Source organism: Flavobacterium humidisoli, assembly GCF_023272795.1.
In the GTDB taxonomy this organism is placed as follows: Bacteria; Bacteroidota; Bacteroidia; order Flavobacteriales; family Flavobacteriaceae; genus Flavobacterium; species Flavobacterium humidisoli.
The window spans coordinates 4,642,160-4,661,543 of sequence record NZ_CP096829.1 but is presented as its reverse complement, the minus strand read 5'-3'; the positions used below and the strand labels follow the sequence as shown (position 1 = coordinate 4,661,543).

The 19,384-nt window shown below is 35.3% G+C and carries 10 protein-coding genes; 7 read left to right on the top strand and 3 right to left on the bottom strand.

The genetic code is table 11. The annotated features are described in order from the left end of the window. Window positions 1–87: 87 nt before the first annotated feature. A complete protein-coding gene (locus M0M44_RS19750) occupies window positions 88–1,257 on the bottom strand; it encodes a DUF4861 family protein (protein WP_248727247.1) in 1,170 nt (389 codons plus the stop codon). Window positions 1,258–1,469: 212 nt separating this feature from the next. On the opposite strand from M0M44_RS19750, the gene M0M44_RS19745 reads away from it, so the two are divergent. From M0M44_RS19745 to M0M44_RS19725, 5 genes are all read left to right on the top strand, one after another. After that, the gene (locus tag M0M44_RS19745; protein WP_248727246.1) at window positions 1,470–2,114 is read left to right on the top strand and encodes an HAD family hydrolase; all 645 of its coding nucleotides are present in this window, start codon (window positions 1,470–1,472) and stop codon (window positions 2,112–2,114) included. A 659-nt stretch (window positions 2,115–2,773) separates the two neighbouring features. Further along, window positions 2,774–5,704, top strand: a complete 2,931-nt coding sequence (locus M0M44_RS19740) for a triple tyrosine motif-containing protein (RefSeq protein ID WP_248727245.1) — start codon at window positions 2,774–2,776, stop codon at window positions 5,702–5,704. Window positions 5,705–5,921: 217 nt separating this feature from the next. Continuing rightward, entirely contained in the window at window positions 5,922–9,302 is a 3,381-nt protein-coding gene (locus M0M44_RS19735; protein WP_248727244.1) for a family 16 glycosylhydrolase, read from the top strand. Window positions 9,303–9,429: 127 nt separating this feature from the next. Then, the gene (locus M0M44_RS19730; RefSeq protein WP_248727243.1) at window positions 9,430–12,084 is read left to right on the top strand and encodes a beta-1,3-glucanase family protein; all 2,655 of its coding nucleotides are present in this window, start codon (window positions 9,430–9,432) and stop codon (window positions 12,082–12,084) included. A gap of 170 nt (window positions 12,085–12,254) precedes the next feature. Then, on the top strand, window positions 12,255–13,880 hold the full coding sequence (locus M0M44_RS19725) for a glycosyl hydrolase family 18 protein (RefSeq protein ID WP_248727242.1): 1,626 nt from the start codon (window positions 12,255–12,257) through the stop codon (window positions 13,878–13,880). Window positions 13,881–14,171: 291 nt separating this feature from the next. Here the strand turns inward: M0M44_RS19725 and M0M44_RS19720 are convergent, their stop codons facing one another. Together M0M44_RS19720 and M0M44_RS19715 are read right to left on the bottom strand one after the other, a co-directional pair. Further along, window positions 14,172–16,103, bottom strand: coding sequence for a metallophosphoesterase family protein (locus tag M0M44_RS19720; protein WP_248727241.1), 1,932 nt, complete (start codon window positions 16,101–16,103; stop codon window positions 14,172–14,174). Window positions 16,104–16,514: 411 nt separating this feature from the next. Then, the gene (locus M0M44_RS19715) at window positions 16,515–17,579 is read right to left on the bottom strand and encodes a phosphatidylinositol-specific phospholipase C1-like protein (RefSeq protein ID WP_248727240.1); all 1,065 of its coding nucleotides are present in this window, start codon (window positions 17,577–17,579) and stop codon (window positions 16,515–16,517) included. Between the two features lie 263 nt (window positions 17,580–17,842). Between M0M44_RS19715 and M0M44_RS19710 the strand changes: the two genes are divergently transcribed. Next, window positions 17,843–18,367 carry an RNA polymerase sigma-70 factor gene (locus tag M0M44_RS19710; protein WP_248727239.1) on the top strand — a complete coding sequence of 175 codons (525 nt, stop codon included), beginning with the start codon at window positions 17,843–17,845 and terminating at the stop codon, window positions 18,365–18,367. Window positions 18,368–18,451: 84 nt separating this feature from the next. Further along, a complete protein-coding gene (locus M0M44_RS19705; protein ID WP_248727238.1) occupies window positions 18,452–19,375 on the top strand; it encodes a FecR family protein in 924 nt (307 codons plus the stop codon). The last annotated feature ends 9 nt before the right edge of the window (window positions 19,376–19,384 follow it).

Sequence of the window (19,384 nt, the reverse complement as noted above, 5' to 3'; positions counted from 1 at the left end):
CAAACATAGCCCGTGGTTGAAACCACGGGCTATGTTTGAATTAAGAAAAAAACTTTGCGCCTTAGTGTCTTAGTGGCAAGAAAAAAATCACTTTTTAACCTTTACAATCAAAGGATTATTAACCTTCTCCGCAAAAGAACTCAAATATTTTTCCCATTCTTGTTTGGTTTGAAACGGACTTCCTTTTTTCCATCCAAAACCAACATAATAAATGGCTTTGTTATTTTGGACGGCAATATTTCCGTACAGATTACTTAGATCTTTTTCGTCTGTTACATGATTGTCAAAACTTAATAAAGTATTTTTTGGAGCGACTAGACCTATTCCAATTTCAGAATCGTCGATAGGTTCCCAGTAACTCAGCCAGCCTTCTTTTAAATTCGTTCCAGTGGTTCCTTTTTTATCATGAAGTGTTAATCCGGCAGCAATTTGTTTGGTTCCAGTAATATTGATTTCAAAACGAGAAAGCTGACTTCCGTAATCTAAACTGATTAATTTGGATTCCGTTATTTTATTTCCTTTTGCATCCCAATCGGCATAAGTCAAAATAAAACTCGTTCTAATTGGACCCGTCGTAATCGTTTTCCAGCTGATGAAATTTTTAGAGAAATAATATTTTCCATCCACGTTAACGGCGATTCCGCCTACGCCACGACTATCTCCTACGTGAAAATTGTCCAGGCCTTCTCCTGTATCTTTATGATACGTTCCGGTTCCGTTTGTGGCTTTTTCGTACCATTTGTTGATGATTGGATAATCTACTCTTTTAAGCCAAGCATCAATTCCGCTGGTTAATGTTCCGCCTGGAATATTTTCTTCCACCATTTTTTGAGCGACAGGGCCGTAAGTTCTAAAAGCGACTTTGTTGTTTTCCCAAGCATAGTCATCTGTGCGTTCTGGAACAAAGCGTGAATAACAGCTAACAACTTTTGACGCAGAAGGATTTGTACCGACTAAAACCTCAAAATCTTGTTTAGAAGAAGCTTTTATTTTAGGTTGAAACAAAAGCACATCCATAGTTCCGTCACCGTCATTGTCTACAGTTTGAGTTTCTAAAAACGAATTAGTGCTAATATCTTTTACAGCATAATTTTCAAGTTTTGCGTGATCAGTCAGACCAAGAATTTTTTTAGTCAATTCGATGGTCTCAAATTCTCGGTCAACTTTTAAAGAGTTGGAAATTGTGATGATTTTATTCTGCGAAAAAGCAGCAAAATTGGCTGTCAGAACGGTTATGATAAAAAGATGTTTTTTCAAAATGCTAAGGTTTTAATATTTTCAAAATAGGTTGGATAGGATTATAAAAGTACAAATCAAAACCCAAAAGAAAGTACAAAATAGGAGTAATTCTGTACAGAAGTCTGGAAATGAGAAGAAAAGCTTTGGGAAAGAAATCGATTATTTTTTGTAATTTACATTTCCTGATTTTGATTTCAGGAGAAATTATAATTAAATGAAAATCAACAGAAATGGTTAAATGTATTATTTTCGATTGCGATGGAGTTTTGGTCGATACAGAGAAAATTGGTAACGGAATATTGCTATCAATGGCACAGCAACACGGATTCGAAATGGAATTGGAAGACGCTTATCGTTATTTTAATGGCCGAAATCTAAAAGATTGTTTCCGCCATATCGAAGAAGCAATCGATCAGAAATTGCCTGAGAATTTTGAAAACGAATATCGCGAAAAGAGTTTTGAAGCTTTTAAAACTCAGGTAAAACCAATGGAAGGAATTATTGATTTTATCGAAAATATCGAAAAATTAAAAATTCCGTATTGTGTTGCCTCTAGTGGACCGGTAGATAAAATTCGTTTGAACCTTGAAGTTGCAGGATTATTGGATAAATTCGAAAATAAAATATTTAGTTCGTATCAAATTGGCAGTTGGAAACCAGAGCCTGGAATATTTCTACATGCCGCGAAAGAAATGGGTTTTGAGGTGGAAGACTGCATTGTTTTAGAAGATAGTAAAGCGGGTGTAAAAGCAGGAATTAGTGGCGGATTTAAAGTTTACGGTTTTACAAATGGTTTTAATAATGAAGATTTAGAAGAAGAGGGAGCGAAGCTTTTTAGCTCTTATAAAGAATTACTTGAAAAATTAGCTTTTTAGAAGAAAACATTCAAATTTGGTTGGAGCGGGCTTCGACTTCGATCACCAAATAAAATTTGCCAGCCAGAGCGAAGTCGAAGATAGACGGATTATATAATGATTTTTGTTTCACGTTTCAAATTAAACCCGACAGGTTTTAAAAACCTGTCGGGTTTGGTTAACGAGTAAATTATTCCGTTAGGAATATCTGGTCGGTAGTAAATAAAATTACGCATTTGAATAGTGTCCTGTAGGGACACCTGTTTTACGAAATGAATGTTATGTGCATAATTCAAACGTTCCTACGGAACGTACAGCACCGAATCCATTTAAAATCTACCAACCAAACATTCCTTCGGAATGAATAATATATTGAGGAAATATAATGGATGAAACTAGTTTTACAGCTTTGTCAAAAGTTTCAAACTTTGACAAAGCTTAATTACCCCATTATCTAATTATCAAATTCTCTCGTTAAAATGTAATTTGTTGCATTAAAATAAATTTTTATATATTTGAGTTTCGACATTCTCTTTTTTGGTTTGTTAATAATGAATAATTGTTATTAATACATTTAAAGAAGAGTGTCTTTTTTGCCTAGAAAATGATTTTTCCCAAAGGATCTTTTTTTAGAATGTGACTTCCCAAAATCACTGCATTAACCTACACATTGTAACAAAATGACGAAACTTAAAATCAAGATTTTATTTCTATCACTTTTATTTATCTCTCCATTTATTAACTCTCAAATCAAAAAGATTGGAGTTCCTTTTATAGCCAATTATAGTCCGAAAGCATATAAAGCTGCATCTGAAAATTGGGATGTTTTACAAGATTCTAAAGGGATGATGTTTTTTGCGAATCATTTTGGTGTGATGCAATTTGATGGTGTGCGTTGGGCTATTGTAACACAGCCAGAAAACCGAAGTATGGTTCGCTCCATGGCAATCGATAAAAAAGATAAACTTTATGTTGGCGCTCAAGGCGATTTTGGATTTGTGATTCAGCTGTCAAATGGACAATATCAATATACTTCATTGGTAAAATTACTTCCAAAAGAATTTCGAAATTTTGGAGATGTACTTCATACAGTCATTCGAAATAACGAAGTCATTTTTTTCTCTTACGAAAGGATTTTTATTTATAAAAACAATACAATCAAGGTAATAAATTCAAAAACAAGCTTTGATGATTTCTTTGAAGCAGGAAAAGAAATCTATGTTTCTGACAATGAAAAAGGATTACTGAAATTAAATGGCAATACTCTAATTCCAGTAGAAAATGGTCAGAAATTTATTGGAATGCAGGTTAGAAAGATTTTTCAAACGAAAAAAGGCTTTTTATTATTAACCCAAAAAAATGGTCTTTTTACCTTCAACGAAAATCAAATAAAGCCATTTGTAACCGAAGTTGATCATTTGTTGAAACAAAATCAGATTTCGGCAGGAATTGCACTTTCAGACGGATATTTCGGAATTGGAACCCGTCAATCGGGGTTGATAGTTATTGATAGTGAAGGACATTTGATTCAACACATTGACAAACAAATGGGACTTCAGAATGAATATGTGACCAATTTTAAAATTGATAAAGAAGGAAATTTGTGGGTAACGCTCAAAGGCGGAATTTCACTGATTCAGATTTCTTCTCCGTTGTCAAAAATTATAGACAGTTCTAATTCTGAAACGAAAATTTATTGCAGTCAGATTTACCAGAATAAATTGTATATCGGTACAGATAACGGTTTATTTTGGCTGGATTGGGAAGCTTATAAAAGCGGAAAAAGAGAGAATATAACCTTTCAGCATATTTCTGGAATGTCTGAAAATGTTTGGAATGTGGGCGTTTTCGGTAATTCGTTATTGGCTTTTGAAAAAAATGGAATATTCGAAATCAGTGGAAATTCCGCGAAAGCACTAGCAAAAATTGATGGCGCTTGGCAAGGAATTCTAATCCCAAATCGTCCTGATTTGCTTCTTGTTGGCGGTTATACTGGTTTGTATCTTCTGAAACAAATAAACGGTTTCTGGGTTTTTCAGCACAGGATAAAAGGGTTTGAAGAAAGCAGTAGAATTATCGAAACTGACAAACAAGGAAACATTTGGATCGCACATGGATACAAAGGCATTTATAAAATTAAATTCAATGCTGAATACGATTCGGTTATGGATATTCAGTTTTATAATGATAAAAATGGTTTTCCGTCGAGTTTGTTTTTGAATACTTTTAAAGTGGATAATCAAATTTTCTTTGGAACCACAAAAGGCGTTTATAGACAAGATGTATCTTCAAAGAGAATGATTCCAGATCCCGTTTTCAAGAAATATCTCGGATTAGAGAATCATATCCGATTAGTAAAACCAGATCATCAGGATAATATTTGGTACATTTCTGGAGAAAATACGGGGAAAATGAACAAACAGAAAAATGGAAGTTTTAAGATTGATGAACTTCCTTTTCGGAAACTCGGATTTATGTATGTTCCTGGTTTTGAAAATATTCAGACCACAAAAAGTGGCGATGTTTTTTTCGGAACACAAGAAGGTTTAATTCATTACAGTGCAATTAAAAACAAGAAATATCAAACGAAATATAAAGCGGTTATTTCAGAAGTAAAATGCATCTTCCCAAAAGATAGTCTGTTGTTTTCTAGCCGTTATGATGTTCTTCCAAACAAAACGGGATCTACAAACGATAAACTTTCCACTATATTACCCTATGTTAATAATGCACTTCATTTTTCTTTTGCATCGCTTTGTTTTGAAGATGCCGATGCAACAAAATACGAATATTGGTTGGAGGGTTTTGAACCAACATGGTCAGATTATAGTCTTCAAACGGAAAAAGAATATACCAATTTGCCTGAAAAAGAATATGTTTTTCATGTAAGGGCAAAAAACATGTATGATGTGGTTAGCGAAGAAGCGGTCTTTCGATTTGAAGTTTTACCGCCTTGGTACAGAACTTTTTGGGCATACTTATTTTATTTTGCACTTTATAGTATTGTAATTTATTTCATTGTTAGATATCAGAAATCTGTTGCTGAGCGTCAACGCCGTCAATTGATAGAGAATCAAGAAAGAGAATTGCTTCGAAGCCGTGCAGAACTTAACGAACAAAAACTGACGTGGGAGCAACAGAATATGGCTATTGTACGTGAGAATCTTGAAACGACAATAAATCTTAAAAATGCCAAAGTAGCTTCAAATACAGTCAATTTGATTCACTTGAATGAAATTCTACTTTCCATAAAAGAATTGATTGCACAGATTGATAAGAAAAATGATCCGAATGTAAATTTTAGTCTGCTTACTAAAATCAATAAATTAATAGACCACGAATTGCAGGCAGACAAGCATTGGAACGAATTTGAAGAAATCTTTAATCAATTGCATGATAATTTTATGCAGCGATTAAAATCGAGTTATCCAGAATTGACTCCGCGCGATATGCGATTATGCGCTTACTTGCGAATGAATTTCAATACAAAAGAAATTGCTCCGCTTTTAGGAATTTCTGTTCGTGGTGTTGAAGATACTCGTTATCGCATTCGTAAAAAATTGCAGCTTCCATCAGATACAAACATTACCGAATTTATTCTCAATTTTTAATTTTTCTCATTTAAGTGAAATTTTTAGTGATTTTATGCTTTTCATCGATGATTTGTTACATTTCTTCGATAGTACCGTAGTCAAACCGTACTCTAAAATGTAAGTCTTGCCTGATTTTTTAGTTAATATTGCGTTGTTATTGTCGGAAAATACAAACTATTTTTTTAAATGGTTTGTATTGAAGAAATAGCATTTACTAACTAAAAACCTATTCAAAATGAAGCAAAATGACTTTTTTTTCGGCCGACCACCGAAAAGCAATTCTTATTTATTAAAACAATTTTGTGTTGCAGTTTTATTTCTACTGCTGCCATTTCTGAAAACCCAAGCTCAATGCAATACGCTTGTTTGGTCTGATGAATTTAATGGTACGGCAGTCGATTTAACCAAATGGCAGAGTATTTCAGGGAACGGCTGTCCATCGCTCTGCGGATTTGGAAACGCCGAAGCTCAGCGTTACGAACCGAATCAGGCAACAATTGTAAAAGAAGGAACGAATAGTTACTTGAACATTGAGGCTAAATATCAGCCAACGTCACAGTTTCCAGATCAGCCGTATGCTTCTTCCAAATTAACAACAGAAGGGAAGTACGCTTTAAAATACGGAAGAGTTGAAGCTAGAATGAAGTTATCTAATGGCCAGGGAGCGTGGCCTGCTTTTTGGATGCTTCCTGTAAATGGAAATTGGCCGTATACTGGTGAAATTGATATTATGGAAGCCAAACACAGAAATCCGCAATCTGTAGACGGCACTATTCACTATGATGGAAACGGATATCATTTTACAGGAAGAAGCTATAGTTCTCCAACAGATTTATCTTCTGATTTTCATGTTTATGCGGTAGAATGGGGACCAAACTTTATAAAATGGTTTGTTGACGATGTTTTATTTCACACTGCAACCCCAAATACAACAGTTAATGGCGGATGGCCTTTTAACGATAGTCAGTTTTACATTATTTTAAACCTTGCTGTTGGTAGCGCAGGAACGCCATATACCAGTGTAAATGGAGCGGGAGTAGCGCCAGTTCCAGGTGATTTTCCTGCAAAATTACAAGTCGATTATGTTCGTGTTTACGATGGGAGTTTTAAATATGCGGTAACAGGCGATAACAAAGTATACCAAAATGAAACTGGTAAAACCTATTCTGTTAATGCAATTGCGGGGGCGACCTACAACTGGACAGTTCCAGCAGGAGCAACAATTGCGTCAGGACAGGGAACAAATTCGATTACTGTAAATTGGGGAACTTCTGGAGGAGATGTTTCTGTAGCTGCAACAGTTTCAGGTTGTAATGTCAACACTTACAAACTAGCAGTTACCGCTGAACCTGCATTGCCAGTTGAAAAAATGCATGAGGATTTTCAAAGCAATCGAAATGTTTTATATCCTGTAAAAACTGGAGTTTTGACAGAAGCTGTGGCGAATCCTTCTGCTACAGGAATTAACACTTCTGCCTTGGTTGGTAAATATGTTCGAAATTCTAGCGAATTGTACGATGTTTTAAACATCAGAAATGTAACCATTACCAATGCGAATGATTATGTGTACGGAAGAAAAAGACTTTCGTTTGATATTTATACTTCGGCTCCTGTTGGAACAAAAATATCCATGCAATTAGAAAACAGCAATGTAACGACTGCAACCAATTATCCGTTAGGAAGACATAGCGGTTTTAAAGCTACGACAACAGTTCAGAACAAATGGGAAACGATTGAATTTGAGTTCGAAAAAGTAATAGACCCAAATACGAGCGCTTTGTCAATCAATAATGTCGTAATTCTTTTTGAATCGAATTCTAATTCTGGAGCGACTTATTACTTTGATAATTTATTGACAAAAGCTGCACCAGAAAAACCAATTATTGCTACAGATGTTCTGCAAAACTACGATGGCATCAACAAAATTATTAAAGGAACGACAACGGGAACGTATTCTGTTGTGGCAAATCCGGGATCAAATTCTATTAATTCATCTGCAAATGTGGCGAGGTATGTTCGAAACGCCTCAGAACAGTACGATGTTCTTTTCTTTAATACACAAACTTCAATCGAAGATGCTGGTTTATTTAAAAGTCAGACCAATAAAATTATGATCGATGTCTATACAACGGCGCCAATTGGTACGGTTGTTAGCATGAATTTTGAAAATAGTGCCACTTCGCTTCCAGCCAATTATCCGACAGGAAGAAATAGCAGTTACGTAGCCATTACAACCAAACAAAATCAATGGGAAACACTGACTTTCTATTACAATTCAAGTCCGGATGCTGGAACTTCAAATTTGGCTGTGAATCAAATGGTTTTATTGTTTAATTCGGGTTCTTATACAAGTGATACGTATTATTTTGATAATATTAGAATTGGTTCGACTAAACTGCCAGATACATTTACGCCAGGAGTTGTGTATGAGGATTATCAAACGATTCACAATATTACGTTTAGAGATGCTATTGGAACTTATACGCCAAATACAGCAAATCCGAATGCAAGCGGAATCAACACTTCTTCTAATGTTGGGAAATACGTTCGTAAATCAACAGAATTGTATGATAATTTCTCCTTTAATACGACTTTAAACAACATAGGTGATTTTAAAGCGGGAACTAAAAAATTCGCGATGGACGTGTATACTTCTGCACCAGTTGGATCTATTATTTCTTGGCAGGCAGAAAGCAGTGCTTCAATTCCGTCCAATTATCCTGTTGGAAGACATAGTATTTATCAGGGAGTTGTAAAACAAAGCAACGCTTGGCATACGATTACTTTTACGTATGTAAGCACGCCAGACGCTTCAACTCCAGATAATGATGTCAACCGTTTTGTTTTCTTGTTTGAGCCGGGAACCAATTCTGGAAACACGTATTATTTTGATAACCTGAGAGCTTTAAATTTAGTTTCTACAGAAACTCCAAATGTGAATTTAGCTTTGGCTAAAACAGCAACGGCTTCAACATTAGAAAATGCGACTTTTACTGCAAACCAAGCAACAGATGGAGATGGAGGTACAAGATGGGCAAGTTCTTTTGCCAATGCAACAGAATGGATTTATGTCGATTTAGGAAGTAATTACACTCTTAATCGCGTAGTGTTAAAATGGGAAGCAGCTTACGCGACTCAATATAAAGTACAGCTTTCTACAGATAATGTTTTTACAGAAAATGAAACAATCAATACACAAACGGCAAGCGATGGCGGAACGGATGATTTAGCGGTAAGCGGAACGGGAAGATATCTTCGCATTTTATGTACAGCAAAAGCTTTGGCTCCTTACGGATATTCATTGTATGAAATTGAAGCTTACGGATCTTCGTCAACAGCTAGAATGGCTTTGAATGTTGCTGAAGAACCTCTGGCGGAAGAAGCTGTTTTTGCAGTGTATCCAAATCCGACCACAAATTATGTTCAAGTTTCATCTCCTGAAAACTTAGACAATAAAGTCATTACGATTTATGATGATTCTGGGACTTTAATTTTGCAAAACAAGCCTCAAGGGAATGAAAGTGTAATTGATGTGAGTAAACTTCGCAGAGGAATCTACATTCTGAACTTCAAATCAGATCAAAAAAGCTGGAGTAAGAAGTTAATTAAGAAATAATTTTTAAGTCCGTTGGGTGCAATTCAAGGAGGGCATACCAGTTGTACCTGACGGATTTAATTAGTCATTTATTTGAAAATGACTTTCGTTTTAGAATCTATTTTATTAACCCCAAAACTATTTAGATATGAATAAAATTAGACTTCAAAGATTTTCTTTTTTGATGACACTTTTTTTAGTGTTTTCAAACCTAATACATGCTCAAGGGCCTGTACCATTTACGATTAGTAATAATTCGACGTTTGCCGACAGCGATTTATATGTTGCCATTGTAGGAATCGATTATACTACAGGAAATCACGTTTGGGTAAATGCCAAAACAAGTCAGGTTTTACCAATGAGCGCTTCTTACAACACAGTCACAGGACCCACTTATGGCGGAAATACAGGACCAGGACAAAACTCAAAATATGCGGCATGTTTTACTAAGTTGAGTGAAATTCCAAACAAGACCTTTACACTGCCATTAATTGCAGGATGTCGAGTTTTTATTTCTAAAGGTTCACAGCTTTATTTTTATTTCTTTGGAACCAGTGGAGCGCCTTCGGGATATGCATCGCCAAATCCGCAGAACGCAACAGATCCGAATCAGGGTATTTTGTATGAAATGATCGAATTGACCAATAATCAATATGGTTTCTTCGGAAATCCAACAAGAGTAGATTCATACAAATATCCAATGGGATTGGAGTTGTTTGGTGCTAACGGTTATCAAAAGAAAGTGGGAGACTTGAAGAAGCACGCTGATATTGTTGCTGCTTTTAAAGCCAATGTTCCAGCGGAATTTCAAGGCTGTGTCAATGATGCAACAGGAGAAATTACAGCTCCGTCTAAAACTCCAGCTTATGCGGAAGGATCAGGGCCATACGCAAACTATTTAAAATCATATATCGATGCAATTTGGAATAAATACAAAAATGAAGATTTGATTTTTTATGCAGGAGATGCGGGAGTATTCAAAGGAAGAGTTATTGGAGAACAATTAGAAATGGTTGGGCAATCTGGCGCTTTTGTTGGAAGAACAGGACGTGTACAAAACCGACCAACAACGCAGGAAGCTCTTGAAGGAAAAGGCGTTTTGGACAGAAGATTGGTGGACGGGGATTTAGATCTTGTAATTCAGGCGCAATTAACAGCTGCGATTAATCGACATGTGGTAAATACAACAACGACAAATCCTGGACAGCAGAATTGGTACGATGCATCGAAATATTATCAAGTAAATCCAACCAATCATTATTCTAAATTCTGGCATTTACCAGGAATTAATATCGATAATTTGGCTTATGGGTTTGCTTATGATGATGTTGCCGATCAGTCGCCATCGCTTCATTCGCCACAGCCAACAAAAGTTATCGCAACATTTGGGGGTTATTACGGACTTACGACGCCTTCAGTTCCAGCTACGACAGATGTAATAACAGTTTACAAAGATTGCAACTACACTGGTTTCTCTGGGGGATTGACAATTGGTGATTACAATCTAGCTCGTTTAAATTCTTTAGGTGTTTTAAATGATGATATTTCTTCACTAAAAATTACTCAAGGTTATCAGGCAATTTTATATCAAGATGATAATTTTACAGGAGCTTCGACCGTAATTAATTCTGATAATTCTTGTTTGAATGCCACTTGGAATGATAAAGTAAGTTCGATTAGAGTTATTGCAAACGGAACAACGACTTTAGGAAACCAAACTTTCTTTCTTCAAAACAGAAATAGCGGTTTGTACATGGATGTTTGGAATTCCAGCATGTCAAACGGAGCAGGAATCAATCAAGGGGTTTTGAATTCTGGTAACAATCAGAAATTTACTTTTACGCATTTAGGAGACGGAATGTACAAAATCATTGCCAACCACAGCGGAATGTCAATGGATATCAATAACTTCAATAAAGCCAATGGCGCAAGAATAGAGCAGTATCCGTACAATGCAACGACAAACCAGCAGTTTATTTTGGTTTCAACTGGTGATGGCTATTATAAAATTGTTGCCCGTCACAGCGGAAGAATTGTTGAGGTGGCAGGAGCAAGTACAGCTTCTGGAGCAATTGTACAGCAATGGGATAATAACAACCAGACTTGCGGACAATGGAAATTAGTTCCAGCAACTAGTTCGCAGACTTCAGTTTTAATTCAAGCAGAAGATTATTCAGCGATGAGCGGTATTCAGGTTGAAGCAACAACAGATACTGGAGGAGGTTCAAATGTTGGTTATACAGAAACAGGTGACTGGTTAGCGTATAATAGCATTAATTTTCCAACAACAGGTTCTTATTTAATAGAATACCGAGTGGCAAGTGCTGTCAATGGTGGAAGATTATCATCTGATTTAAATGCTGGAGCAGTTGTTTTAGGAAATGTTGATATTCCAAATACTGGAGGTTGGCAAAATTGGCAAACCGTATCACAAACTGTGAATGTTAATGCAGGTACTTACAATTTCGGAATTTACATTCAAAATACAGGAATGAATATCAACTGGATTAAAATTACAAAAGTAGCGGGAGGAACAGCACGAATGGCTTCAGTTGAAACAATGGAAGAACCAGCCGAAACAATTTTAAATGTTTATCCAAGTCCAGTTGAAAGCACACTTTATGTGACAGCAGATCTTTCTGGAGGAAGCGTAAAAATTGTAGATTCTCAAACAGGATCTACTGTAGCATCTCAAAAAATCAACAACAATAGTTTTGATGTTTCGCATCTTAGAAAAGGAATCTATTTTATAGTTTTCGAAAAAGAGGGCAAACAAACGATCAAACGTTTCATAAAAAAATAGTTTTAAAAAGTGATCTCAGGCTTTAGATTTAGATAATAAATTAGGTAGTGTTAGTTCTAAAAAATTGGATTTTAAATCAAATCTAAAGTCTGAAATCTAAAAACAAAAAAAATGCAACTCAAATAACCGTCCCATGTTTACGAGTTTATTAATCTATTAAAACAATTATTATGAAAAACAATTACAAAAGAATGCTGCAGAAATGCATGATTATTTTAGTCTTGGGCGCTTTTAATTTAGCGACAGCTCAGAAAAAAGTCATTGCTTACATTCCGAACTGGATTGATTTGAATGCTTTTTCAAGCACTGTTCAATACAGTAAATTAACGCACATTAATATTGCTTTTGAAAATCCTGATGCCAACGGATATTTGAGTTTTAATTCAGGAAGTAATGCCATAATAAATGCGGCACATGCCCAAAATGTAAAAGTGTTTGTTTCGCTTGGAGGAGGTTCAGTTTCAGAAGGAGGCTCTATTCGCGATAATTACTTCAATTTGATTACGCCAGCCAACAGAACGGCTTTTATTCAAAAAATCTACGATTATGTGGTAGCTCACAATTTTGATGGTGTAGACGTTGATTTGGAAGGCCCAGCAATTAATGGAGATTACGGCGGATTTGTTATTGCTCTTGCGAATAAACTGCATGCCAATGGCAAATTGATTTCGGCAGCGCTTTCAGAAGGATATGGTGGTGCCAATGTACCTTCATCTACTTTTGCAGCTTACGACTGGATTAATATCATGGCTTATGATGCAACAGGGCCTTGGGCACCAAACAATCCAGGACAGCATTCGCCTTACAGCATGGCAGTAAATCAGTTTAATTATTGGACAGGAAGAGGATTGCCTGCAAGTAAAGCCATCATCGGACTTCCTTTTTATGGCTATGGTTTTGGTGCTTCTGCCAATCAAGGAATTTCGTATGCTAATATCGTAGCTCAATATCCAGGGGCTGAAAATCTAGATCAGGTAGGAAACACCATTTATTACAACGGAATTCCAACAATCAAACAAAAAACAACTTTTGCGATTCAGAACGCAGGGGGAGTTATGATTTGGGAATTGTCCCAGGATGCAACAGGAACTAAATCTTTACTGACAGCAATTAATCAGGTAATTACAGGAAGCAATCCTCCCGCAACAGGAACTTTAATTCAAGCCGAAAATTACAATACAATGAGTGGTGTTCAAACCGAAGCAACAACCGATACAGGCGGTGGATTAAATGTAGGATATTGCGATACAGGCGATTGGATGGCTTATTATAATATTAATTTCCCAACTTCTGGTTCTTATCAAATAGAATATCGTGTTTCAAGTGCTGTTACAGGCGGAAGATTATCCTCTGATTTAAATGCAGGAACTATTCAGCTTGGTGCTGTAAATGTGCCAAATACAGGAGGATGGCAAAACTGGCAGACAATTACTCAAACTGTAACCGTAAATGCGGGAACGTATAATTTCGGGATATATGTTCAAAATACAGGGTTTAATATAAACTGGTTTAGAATTACAAAATCGGGTTCAACGGCAAAATCTGCTCCTGTAAACCCAGAACAATCAATTGCAAGTTTGGAGATTTATCCGAATCCGACTGAAAGTCAGCTTTTCTTCAGCACAGAGGTTTCCGGTGGAAATGTAAATGTCATCAATACAGAAGGTGGTGCAACTATTTTTTCTCAAACCGTAAACAATAACAGCATTGATGTTTCGACTTTAAAAACAGGAATTTATCTAATTTCGGTAGAGAAAAACGGAATCAAAACGGTAAGACGTTTTATTAAAAAATAACCCTAACCCATTTGCCATAATGGTTTTAGATACATTAAATTTTAGGTTTTAATGTGATGAAAAGGCTGTCATTTTTTATGATGGCCTTTTTTTGTTTTAACCACAAAGAGCACAAAGGTTTACGCAAAGAGCGCTAAGTTTTTTTAAAGCTAAATTTATAAATTAAAAAGTTCGCAAAGTATTATGGGATTAGCTTTGCGAACTTTAATTTATAAAACTATACTCAAAATCCTTTGTGACCTTTGCGTAACCTTAGCGTTCTTTGCGGTAAAAAGCGTCTCTTAGAATAAATTACTTCACACTTTTAATTTCGCCATTTTTCAGATCAACTGTAAAATGATCCGCAGGGACTTCATGCATAAATTTATTGAAGATGATCAGGAATAACTTCATTTGTTTTTGTAGCGGAGTGTCTTTTGAAAGATCAGCTTTAGAACCTTCTAAAAATAAATTGGATAAGATTTTGTATTCTTTTGCTCTTTGAATTCCAACATCGACTAGAGCCAATTCATCTGCACTTCTAAAACGATAAAAATCTACTAAAAGATCGTAACCTGTCCAATTAAAAGCGTCTTTTTTGAAATTACTCTGAGTTAAGATTTTTTGCGATTTAGCTTCAGCTTCTTTCCATTCTGTTTGAAACTGTTCTTTATTTTTTAGTATAAAATCAAAATCTTGATCAGATTGCATATTGGCCAAAACCAGTAAATCTTTTGCAGAAACATTCAAAATGAAATCTTTAAAATCAGAAGGACAATCGTCTTTTAAGAATCGAAGGCGAACTAATTCTTTTAAATGAAAATCGGTAAAATCATGATAGTTTTTTGTTTTTAAAATATCAATATTCCAAATGTCTTGGACATTCTGGCTTTTCAAAAACTGATATTCCATTTCATATAAATCAAAAAGTTCGTTATACCTCGGAACATTATCAATAGTAATGGTTTGAATATCGACAAGATTATCTTTTTTGAAAGTCAATAATTTATAAGCGGGAATATATGCGGCAAGCGATGGTGTTTGAATATTAACCAAAGTATTTCCTTTTGCAGAAGTCCGAACTCCCGTATCGTTGATGTGCATATGGCCTCCAAAATGAATTTTAAGCCCTGTATCTGCAAAAACCTGAGCTACTTCTTCAACTGGAACACGATTTAACTGCCATTTGTTTGGACCAAGCAACTCTTTTATTTCCGCAGAAGCGTCATCATTAAAATCAATCATTGGGAAATGACTGAAAGCTATTAAAGTTTTCCTTTGTTTCTTGGCTTCAGCCGAAATAGTTTCAACCCATTTTATTAGATGTTTTTTATTGGAAAGCACATTGTTATAACCCGTACTGGCTTCGTTGTAATTTTTAGAATCTTTTTCAGTAGAAGCATTTTTCTTTGGGATATAAACATTTCCGTCAATGGCCATTAGCCAAAGTCCGTCAATAGGTTCTACAACATAACTTACATCTGGAACTTCGTAACCTGGAGCTACCTCATACACACGGTTTGCCAGTTTAGCACTTTCCGCTGCTTTTTCAAACGAGTAATTTTCACTAGTATAATTAGAAAAAGGCGTTGCCCAGAATTTGTATTTTGAATTCGGATGAAAGCCAAAATTCTGAAGCTGTTCGGTGATTCCTAAATAACCCATTTTAGCAATGTCGGCGGTAACAACTACTGGCTGTTCGATGTTTAAATTTGGCTTATAAAGGCCTTCTTTGCTAAAAATGGGCTGACTTTTGCCTTCTTTTCCTAAGAAATCTTCTTTTCCAGATTCTTGCGCAAACGGCCCGACAGGATCATGATTTCCAGTAGTGATAAAGAATTCTATTCCGTATTTTTGGGTGTATTGTTCTAATATTGCGGCTAATCCACGAACGTGAATTGGCTGGCCATCATCTGTATAATCTCCTGGAAGTGCAACATATTTGATTTTTCGTTTGGCGATATCTTCTAATGCTGCTATAAATGCAAAATAATTTTCATTGAAAATTCTAGTGGAATGCAGCTGAGACGACATGGTTCGCAACAAAACATATTGTCCCGTTTTCGGATTCAGAACTCCTTTATAATCGGAATCTGAAAAGCTGCCAAATAAATCTTGTAAATGCACATCAGACAGAAAAGCTATTTGTGTTCCGTTGAGGTTTTTTACTTTTTGTGCTGATGCAGTATTGTTGAAGAAAACAACAAAGAACAGTATATGTAAAAATGTATATCTTGAATTCATAATTGTTTTTAACTTTTGAGTGTTTTTTTAACCGCAAAGACCGTTAAGGTTTTTCGCAAAGACCGCAAAGATTTTGAGAGAAGTTTATAAAATAAATAAGTTCGCAAAGCTTTGTGGATTTTTAGTTTTTTAAGTATAATTATCAAATCTGGTTTTAATATAGCCTGTGATTTCAACCGCAGGTACACAATGTATATTTTCTTTCTGTATATTTCTCTCTGAACGTTCCCGTGGTTGAAACCGCAGGCTATGTTTGAAAAACTCATGAATATATGTGGTAAAACTTTGTGAACTTTGCGTTATAAACGTAATCTTAAAAAAGAACTTTGCGCTCTTTGCGGTTAAAATTATTATTGTTTCAAGTTTCAAGTTTCTCGCTCCAGCAATAACTTGAAACTTGAAACAAAAAAACTATTTTCCAGTCACAGGATTATTTCGAACATAGCTTCCGTCATCATATTTAATCTGATACGGTGAATTAAAGAAAGTACTTGGCAGATAATAATCGGTTGTGATGATTTGTGCGCCCGATTTTTTAGCTGCTTCAAAATGGGAATAGTCGTTGGCGCGTGCTTCTTTGGTATCAGAATCGGCGCGAGTTCTTATTAAGTAGCCTTTTTTTACTAAATCTTCAATTTGTGGATCTTCAGAATTATTTCTAAATAAAGTTGCAGCTTCTGGTTTTCCGGGTTCGGCGTTAATGAAAACGGCGCGTCCCTTAAGGGACGGATGATTCAATGCGTACAAATCTCTTTTTGCGCCGTTATTATCTAAGATGAATAAAAATCTTCCTTTTGCTTCTTTTAATGTCGGCCAGTTATTGTGTAGAACTGCTTCTTCAAGCGTTTTATATTTTCCGCGAACCATATCTGGTGTAATCAGTTTGTCTTTTCCTAATTTTTTTCTGATTACTTTATCCATTTCATCAAAAACGGCTGCGGTGAAATCTTCTGGTTTTGTTCCGAAGAAATTGGCATCGCCGTCTTTTGGTTCTAAAGTGATAAAAACGGGAACATGATTCGGATTAGCATCAGACCATTTTTTTAGTTCCTGAAGACAGATTTCGAAAGTATAGCAAGAAGTTCTAAAATCGATATCCGGCATATGGAAAACCTTAAAGCCTGGTTTTTTCATTAATCCCTCTGGGTCGTAAGCTTCTTCAGATTTTGCAATATCTAAACCTCTCGGATGTGCATATTTTCCGCCTTTCGCGTCGGCGAAAATATCAATTTCCAGATTGCGCAAACCTTTGTTTAATTGATCGGTAATGCTAATATGAGTATACTGTAAGCCTTTGAGCGAACGAGAAGTGTCTCTTGCCTGAATCGTATTGTATAAGTCAGTTTCAATCGCGTGACGGTAACTGTTATGCGATCCGATAACCTGAAGCTGGTTCATTTTCAGATTGTTGTTTTGAGCCTGAACGCCAAAATTTACAGCGCTGACAAATAATAAAGTGAACAAAAATGGTTTCATAATTCTAAAATGTAATTGATACTGTTGACTGGGACGCATCAAAAGAAAATTGCATTTTTGAAAGGGACTAAGTTAAAGGCTGCTATTGTTTTTTATGTTAGATTAAAAAAAAGAAATCGCAAAGACATTTTTATTTCGTCCATAAAAAAGTAGTATTAATACAACAAACGTGTTTATTTATTAATTTAAAGATAACCTTGACGCAAAAAGCATTGGCTTTTCATTTTATTATTTTACGATATTAAAAAGCCTGTAATTGCCATATGAACAATCCTGAAATTTTTGAACAAACGTACAATCAATATTGGAAAAAGCTCAATGCGTTTTCTTATACGATGACTCAGGATAAAGACTTGGCACAGAACATCGTTCAGGATGTTTTTGTTGATTTATGGGAAAGGAAAGAAGAGCTGAATATTCAGGCGATTGAACCTTTTTTGTTTCGCGCCGTAAAAAATCAGGTTTTCAAACATTATCAGAACAATCGTTTTGATAAGACGATTTTAGAAGAAAAATTTGAAGACTACATTATAGATAATTTTTCGACAATTGATCCAGAAGTGATGGATCTGCTTTATTCCTTATTAGATAAACTTCCAGAGAAAAGAAAAGAGGTTTTGCTGATGTATAAATTTCAAGATATGACAATCGATCAGATTGCCGAAGAGCTTGGAATTTCGAAACAAACCGTAAAAAATCAGATTTCATCGGCGGTGAAACAACTTCGAGAAGGCTTAAAAGACTTGGCATGGCTGGCGCCATTCATTATTTTTAATCAAAAATTTTAAAATAACTTTCGCTTGATGTTTTCATAATATTTGGCGATAGTACGATTTCGAGATTCTGGTACTTATTCATAACAATAAGTATTTATGATAAAAAGAATCAAACATAGTTTAGAGTATTTGCTGGATAAAAGTTCGCGAGGAAAAACTTCATCGGCAGAAGAAAATTTATTACATGATTTTGCTTTCAGCGAATATCAAAAATCAAAATGGGATAATGATTTTATGGGAAACCCAGAAATCGAATCTCAAAAGATGTACGATGAAATTCAGTTAAGAATTGGAAAGAAGAAATCTTTCCGTCCTTATTTAAAATATATAGCTGCTGCCAGCATTCTTTTTCTGCTTGGTTTAGGATTTTTCTTGAGACCAAATGTTTTAAACCAAAAACAAATCACATTTAAAACGTCATCGATTCCCAAATCTATCCAATTAAGTGACGGTTCGAAAATTTATCTGGCAGCAAACTCATCATTTCAGTATCCTGAAAAATTTAAAGGTGATCAAAGAACGGTTTCTTTATTAAAGGGAAATGCATTTTTTGAAGTTGCCAAAGACAAACAACATCCTTTTATTATTCATTCTGGCGAAATAAAAACCAGAGTTGTGGGAACTTCATTTCACATTCAATTATCAAAATTAAACTGTAAGGTAATTGTAGTAACCGGAAAAGTAAATGTGTCTGGAAAAGGGCAGAGCATTGACTTGGTACCAAATCAAGAAGCTTTATTTGAAGCCCAAAAGCTAACCAAACAGCAGGCCGATAGAGCATTTTTGGTGAATTGGTACAATGAAGATGTAACGCTAGAGCAAACTACTTTAAAACAAGTAATCACGATTTTACAATATAAATACGGCGTTTCATTTGAGTATAACAATAAACACGTATTAGCAACGCCGTTAACGGTATTCATTAAGAAGGACGCGACATTAGAAAATGTTTTGGAACAAATAAATTATATCACAAACCTAAAATTCAAAGTCTATGGCGAAATAGTAAAAGTGGATTAAAAACAAAAA